Origin of the sequence: Acinetobacter harbinensis, assembly GCF_000816495.1 — a bacterium.
Classification (GTDB): Bacteria; Pseudomonadota; Gammaproteobacteria; order Pseudomonadales; family Moraxellaceae; genus Acinetobacter; species Acinetobacter harbinensis.
Genome location: NZ_JXBK01000001.1, coordinates 570,792 through 576,547 on the forward strand (window position 1 = coordinate 570,792; position 5,756 = coordinate 576,547).

The following is a 5,756-nucleotide window of genomic DNA, read 5'->3' on the forward strand; positions in this document are numbered from 1 at the left end:
CCTGTTGAAACTGAAGTGCGTTTGCCGATTCATCGTCAAGCCCCTTCATATGCAGACCAAGCAGCATCGACTGACCTTTTAGAAACCGGTATTAAAGTCATTGACTTACTTTGCCCGTTTGCTAAAGGTGGTAAAGTTGGTTTGTTCGGTGGTGCCGGTGTTGGTAAAACTGTAAACATGATGGAATTGATCAACAACATCGCGAAAGCTCACTCAGGTTTATCTGTGTTTGCTGGTGTTGGTGAGCGTACTCGTGAAGGGAATGACTTCTATCACGAAATGAAAGATTCTAACGTTCTTGACAAAGTAGCGATGGTCTACGGTCAGATGAATGAGCCACCGGGTAACCGTTTACGCGTAGCGTTAACTGGTTTAACCATGGCGGAATATTTCCGTGACGAAAAAGATGAAAACGGTAAAGGCCGTGACGTATTGTTGTTCGTTGACAACATTTATCGTTACACTTTAGCGGGTACTGAAGTATCTGCACTTCTTGGTCGTATGCCATCTGCAGTAGGTTATCAGCCTACACTTGCAGAAGAAATGGGTGTACTACAAGAGCGTATTACATCAACTAAATCTGGTTCGATCACGTCGATCCAAGCGGTTTATGTACCTGCCGATGACTTAACCGATCCATCGCCTGCAACAACATTTGCTCACTTAGATGCAACTGTTGTATTGAGCCGTGACATCGCATCATCTGGTATTTACCCAGCGATCGATCCACTGGATTCAACTTCACGTCAGCTAGATCCATTGGTTGTTGGTGTTGAGCATTATGAAATTGCACGTTCTGTACAGAACATTTTGCAACGTTATAAAGAGCTTAAAGACATCATCGCGATTTTGGGTATGGATGAATTGGCTGAAGAAGATAAATTGGTTGTTTACCGCGCGCGTAAAATCCAACGTTTCTTCTCTCAACCGTTCCACGTGGCTGAAGTATTTACAGGCGCACCTGGTAAATTAGTCTCTCTTAAAGAAACGATTCGTGGCTTTAAAGGTCTTCTCGCTGGTGAATACGATCACATCCCAGAACAAGCGTTCTATATGGTTGGTGGTATTGACGAAGTTATTGCTAAAGCCGAGAAACTTTAATTAGACTCTAATTTAGGAGATTCTCATGGCGACTATGCAGTGTGATGTTGTTAGTGTAAACGAGTCTTTGTACTCGGGCACTATAACGATGCTAATTGCAAAAGGTGCAGGTGGTGAGTTGGGTATTATGCCCGGCCACGCACCGCTTGTAACTTTGCTTCAACCGGGCGCAATTCGCGTTCTGTTGGAAAATGGTACAGAAGAATTAATCTATGTATCTGGTGGTGTTCTAGAAGTTCAACCGCATGTGGTGACGGTACTTGCAGATACTGCAGTCCGTGCTGAAAACTTAGATGAAGCTGCAATTTTAGAAGCACGTAAAAATGCTGAAAGTTTGTTGGCTAATCAAAAGAGCGATTTGGACACTGCTGCTGCACTTGCTGTTTTGGCAGAAACTGTCGCACAGCTAGAAACGATCCGCAAAATCAAAAACCGCGCTCAATAAGAGACGGTTTGAGATTGAAGAAGCCACTCGAGAGAGTGGCTTTTTTTATGCGTTAAAAAGCAGAGTCATAAAATGCTTTTAAGTTTAAAGAAGCTTAGCAATTACAGCTTTTTAGAAAAAGATAATTCAGATTATTTCAGTATTTAGAAGCTGAGCAAAGAGTGCGATCGTTTATTTTTAAGAAGGTTTTAAAAGCTTAGAATCTCAGGGCTAAAGTTGTATACCTTCTAAGCACATAGTTAATGTATGTTGAATCTATCTAATATGTAATTTGATTATCCATAATGACACTTATCGAACACGAACCGCACTTTTGGGAACTTTATCAAAATAATGAACACTATTATTTGAGTGTTGCTGTGGACATGAGTTCAGTGGTGTCCTGTTGGGACTTGGTATTACCACAGTCTGAAATTGATGCTTATCAGGCGAGGGGACGAGTCAGTATTGACGTCTTTGCCAAAACAATTATCGATGCGGCTTATAAGGGAGATTTTTCTGTGATCGACCGTCATTTAGCTTCCGAGCAAGATAAACAAGCCATGCACAGCAGCTACCAAGCTTGGCGAGCCAATCAAACATCATTCGTTTACGACATAATCGGATGAATAAAAAACTCACCCTTGCCGATGATTTTGAGTTTAAAAATTTGATCAAAGCCTTCCGCTAAACTGGGCGGTTGTAGTTTTTTATAGGTGGCGCGTACCCCAATTTCGGGAATATGGGCTTTACCTGTACGCAAACTGTTACGCTGTAAAGTGCTGTTTAAATCCGTTTCAAAAAAATAGGCCATCACTGTAAAGCCAGCGTCTTTGGCGCGTTGAATATAGCGGGCACGATCTTCGGCACTAGGGTTGGTATTATCAATCACCATTTGGGTCTTAGAGGCCAAAGCAGCTTCAAAAATAATATTTTCACGATGCCGTGTTTTAAGCATATCTAAATTGATGCGCAAATGACTGTGTGCTAAATTCAGCAGATAAAAGCTCGATTTTCCAGAGGCTTGCGCCCCAATAAAAATAATTAATTGCATGAAAAAAAATGCCACACTTAAAAATAAGCATAGATTAAAGCATGCACCCAGCTATAGCGCAAAATTCCGCTCGTAGGTAGGCTTTTATTATCCACGTATAGCTGATCCATTTTATAGCGTCAAAATCAAGCTATACAAATCCAGCTCGCTTTTTTAAAGCTTTAAGATGCTTGATCAGGCGCATCGTCATCTGCGCTATTTTGGCTTTGTGGAATCATCATACTGGCCAGTTTAAGCATTTCCATTTGAATATTACTCATCTGTCGTTCAATTTTTTTAAAATCGACCTGAGAAAAATCAACGGCACCATTTAACAGCGGCGTGGCCAAGACTTGCTGATTACTGCGCATAATCTCTTGTCGAATTGAATCAATTTCTTGGCTTTTTAAATTCAGTCCACGCAATGCCTGATTAAAATCTGTCAATTGCTGTTGTAGGGTATGTGCGGTAGCTTGCAGCTGTTGTTGGTCTTTGTCATTGATCGCGCTTTGTAAATCAGTTTGCGTATTTTTTAGTTGATTGACGTACTCACCGGCTTTTAATTGCATGTCGGCCACATCGCGCACAATATAAAACATATTGCCGCTTTTAACATCAGCCGAAGAGGTCTTTGCCGTGTCATTCGATGCCTTGATCAGCACATCATCTGATTCAGTCGTTTGCATCTCTTCCGCGGAGGACTCGGGCATAGGTTCACATGCGATTAACAACAGGCCTGCACTCAAGATCACAATAGGTGCAAGTGCATTTTGGATAAACTTTTTCATAAATTAGAGCATATCTTTTTAAGCTTAGCCTCAATATAGAGTTGAAATATGGAGAAAAAAGCAATTGTTGCAAAGGGATAACAATTTTTTGACCCAAATTTATAAGTATATTTAAATTGTTGAGTAAGCTTAAAAATTAAAAAAGGATTGAGCAGTTGATACTCTTTGTATCTTGCTGAGATAAGCTTTAAAAAATTTGAAAATACAGGCATTTAGCATAGATATAAATGCCTGTAGGGGATGGCTTAGGACTTGGCCAGTTCAGCATTTACGGCATCGACAATGCGTGCATCATCCGCGGTAATATCGGGTGCAAAGCGAGCAACCACTTCACCTTGTTTATTGATGAGAAATTTTTCAAAATTCCACAGCACTTCAGGTTTTGGATTCGGGGTTAAGCCATAATCGACCAAATCTTTCCACCATGGCCCTTCACCAATACGCTCTGGAATGGCTGTGGTTAGGCTTTGATAGAGTGGGTGTTTATCTTCACCGGCCACTGAAATTTTAGCAAACAGTGGAAAACTGACCTGATAATTCAGCGAGCAAAACTCTTGGATTTCAGCATCCGAGCCCGGCTCTTGCGCTAAGAAATTATTGGCTGGAAAACCTAAAATCTCTAATCCTTGGTGTTTTTTCGCTTGATAGAGTTTTTCTAGGCCTTCATATTGCGGTGTTAAGCCACACTTTGACGCGGTATTCACAATCAGTAAAACCTTACCCTGATAGGAATTAAGTGTTTTTTCATCGCCTTGAATGGTGTTGACCGCAATGTCATAAACCGAGTGGTGCATAGGTCTGTCCTTAATCGCATTGAAATAATTACTGTGTATTTTTAACGGGTATTGCTCAGCATCACAACACGTTATTTGCATGAATTTATAAAATGTCATGCCTGAAATAAAAAAACAGGTCCATAGACCTGTTTTTAGCATTTTAAATCAGACTTTAAGCTGCATTTTTAACTTTGTTCTGTAGCGCTTGCATATCGCTAATCAATTCTTTTTGCACTTTAGCGGCTTCATTTTGTAGCGCAGTAATTTTCTTCATATCCGGCGTATTTTCAATACTGGCTTCAGAGAGTTGTAGACCCAAATTATTGGAATGTTTGATTTTATTTCGAATAGCATCGGCTTCTGAGCTGTTGAGCATCAAATCATCCAACTCTTTATTGAAATTCATAATATAGGTTTTCATTTCAGCCACTGTGCTGTGTAAGGTGGTTTTGTCACCTTTTTCCGCCGCTTGTGTTGCTTTGTTTTGCAGATCAATGGCTTCTTTGGCGCGACTACTTGAAAGTGTTTGCAGTTTATCTAAATCATTTTTAATGTCGGCATTGTTGTTTGAACTCATGGCAGTGGTTGTGGCTGGCATTTCGTTTGCCGCTGGAGTCTGCATGGTTGCAGGGGTGGTGGCCGTTACTGTGGTGTTTTCTGTGGGAGTGGCAGGTGCTTCATCGGGTTTTTTGTTACAGGCAGTTAAGACCAGCGCTGTCATACAAAGTGAAGCCAGTAATGTCTTTTTCATATCACATCCTCATTGGCTTAATTCAGGGATCAAACCAAGTGCTAATTATTTAAATTAAAATGTTGCACATATTAAATGGCGTAGTGCTATTAAAATTGCATATTTAATCGGCGGCTGACTAGGGTATTTCTGTTGGTAAGCTGCTGCAAATTGCAAAACAGTGTTATAGAGCTGTCATGTTTAAACGGATTTGGCCTAGACTTTGTTTGAGTTGTGTCTATAAGTGCTTGCATACTGTAGGTAGATAAAGACTCGTGTTTAAATATCACGGAATTGGGCGGGCGTTTGTTCGGTATAACGTTTAAAAAATTCAATAAAGCTTGAACTGTGTTGATAACCCAATTGGTAAGCCAAGTGTTTGACGCTTTTGCCTTGCCGAATTTGCGTAATCGCATATAAAATTTTGGCGCGATTACGCCACTCTGACAAACTTAATTGTAATTCTTGCTGGCTTAAGCGTAATAAATGCCGTTCGCTGAAGGTAAAGTTACTCAAAATTTGCGATAAACTGTGCTGGAACAGTGCAGGATTGGCCAAATGCTGTAGTACGGGTTTAAGCATCACATGATTGCTTTGCGGTAAATAATGCTCATAACACGGCGCTGCTTTCAGTTGATCCATCAACACATTCAGTAGGTGTATGTAGCTGTCACTGAAGGGGTTCAGTTTTTTTTGTTTTAAAATTTCTTCGACCAACTGACGTAAAAATGGACTAATGCTTAAGGTTTTGGTACAGGCGGCAAAATACTGACATAACGTCGGGTGAAGACGAATGCAGACATAATGAGTAATGTGTTTGTCTAAGGCGATGCTGGTGTGGGCAGTTTGCGGAGGCAACCACAAGCCATAATTGGGCGGGGAAAGATAAATTTGCCCTGCAATT

At 40.8% G+C, this 5,756-nt stretch carries 8 protein-coding genes; 3 read left to right on the forward strand and 5 right to left on the reverse strand.

Annotated elements, in window-relative coordinates; all coding sequences use genetic code 11:
* From atpD to SE27_RS02705, 3 genes are all read left to right on the forward strand, one after another.
* Positions 1-1,101: F0F1 ATP synthase subunit beta (atpD, locus tag SE27_RS02695; RefSeq protein WP_455549956.1), on the forward strand; the 1,101-nt coding region annotated here is incomplete at its 5' end.
* A gap of 25 nt (positions 1,102-1,126) precedes the next feature.
* On the forward strand, positions 1,127-1,546 hold the full coding sequence (locus SE27_RS02700) for a F0F1 ATP synthase subunit epsilon (RefSeq protein ID WP_039620635.1): 420 nt from the start codon (positions 1,127-1,129) through the stop codon (positions 1,544-1,546).
* Positions 1,547-1,830: 284 nt separating this feature from the next.
* A complete protein-coding gene (locus SE27_RS02705; protein WP_039620637.1) occupies positions 1,831-2,154 on the forward strand; it encodes a hypothetical protein in 324 nt (107 codons plus the stop codon).
* Here SE27_RS02705 and SE27_RS02710 read toward each other — a convergent pair.
* From SE27_RS02710 to SE27_RS02735, 5 genes are all read right to left on the reverse strand, one after another.
* Positions 2,136-2,579, reverse strand: a complete 444-nt coding sequence (locus tag SE27_RS02710) for an AAA family ATPase (RefSeq protein ID WP_039620640.1) — start codon at positions 2,577-2,579, stop codon at positions 2,136-2,138. The genes SE27_RS02705 and SE27_RS02710 overlap by 19 nt on opposite strands.
* A gap of 161 nt (positions 2,580-2,740) precedes the next feature.
* Positions 2,741-3,346 (reverse strand): hypothetical protein, encoded by a 606-nt coding sequence (locus SE27_RS02715; protein ID WP_039620641.1) that lies wholly within the window; start codon positions 3,344-3,346, stop codon positions 2,741-2,743.
* A gap of 245 nt (positions 3,347-3,591) precedes the next feature.
* The gene (locus SE27_RS02725; protein ID WP_039620646.1) at positions 3,592-4,140 is read right to left on the reverse strand and encodes a glutathione peroxidase; all 549 of its coding nucleotides are present in this window, start codon (positions 4,138-4,140) and stop codon (positions 3,592-3,594) included.
* A 154-nt stretch (positions 4,141-4,294) separates the two neighbouring features.
* Positions 4,295-4,873, reverse strand: coding sequence for a hypothetical protein (locus tag SE27_RS02730; protein WP_039620649.1), 579 nt, complete (start codon positions 4,871-4,873; stop codon positions 4,295-4,297).
* Between the two features lie 258 nt (positions 4,874-5,131).
* A partial coding sequence (locus tag SE27_RS02735) for an AraC family transcriptional regulator (RefSeq protein ID WP_455549957.1) occupies positions 5,132-5,756 on the reverse strand: 625 nt, incomplete at its 5' end.

What these genes read in the sequence shown, in the direction of transcription:
- SE27_RS02700 (WP_039620635.1), top strand. Translation starts at nt 1,127, where the DNA reads ATGGCGACTATGCAGTGTGATGTTGTTAGTGTAAACGAGTCTTTGTAC.
- SE27_RS02705 (WP_039620637.1), top strand. Translation starts at nt 1,831, where the DNA reads ATGACACTTATCGAACACGAACCGCACTTTTGGGAACTTTATCAAAAT.
- SE27_RS02710 (WP_039620640.1), bottom strand. Translation starts at nt 2,579, where the DNA reads ATGCAATTAATTATTTTTATTGGGGCGCAAGCCTCTGGAAAATCGAGC.
- SE27_RS02715 (WP_039620641.1), bottom strand. Translation starts at nt 3,346, where the DNA reads ATGAAAAAGTTTATCCAAAATGCACTTGCACCTATTGTGATCTTGAGT.
- SE27_RS02725 (WP_039620646.1), bottom strand. Translation starts at nt 4,140, where the DNA reads ATGCACCACTCGGTTTATGACATTGCGGTCAACACCATTCAAGGCGAT.
- SE27_RS02730 (WP_039620649.1), bottom strand. Translation starts at nt 4,873, where the DNA reads ATGAAAAAGACATTACTGGCTTCACTTTGTATGACAGCGCTGGTCTTA.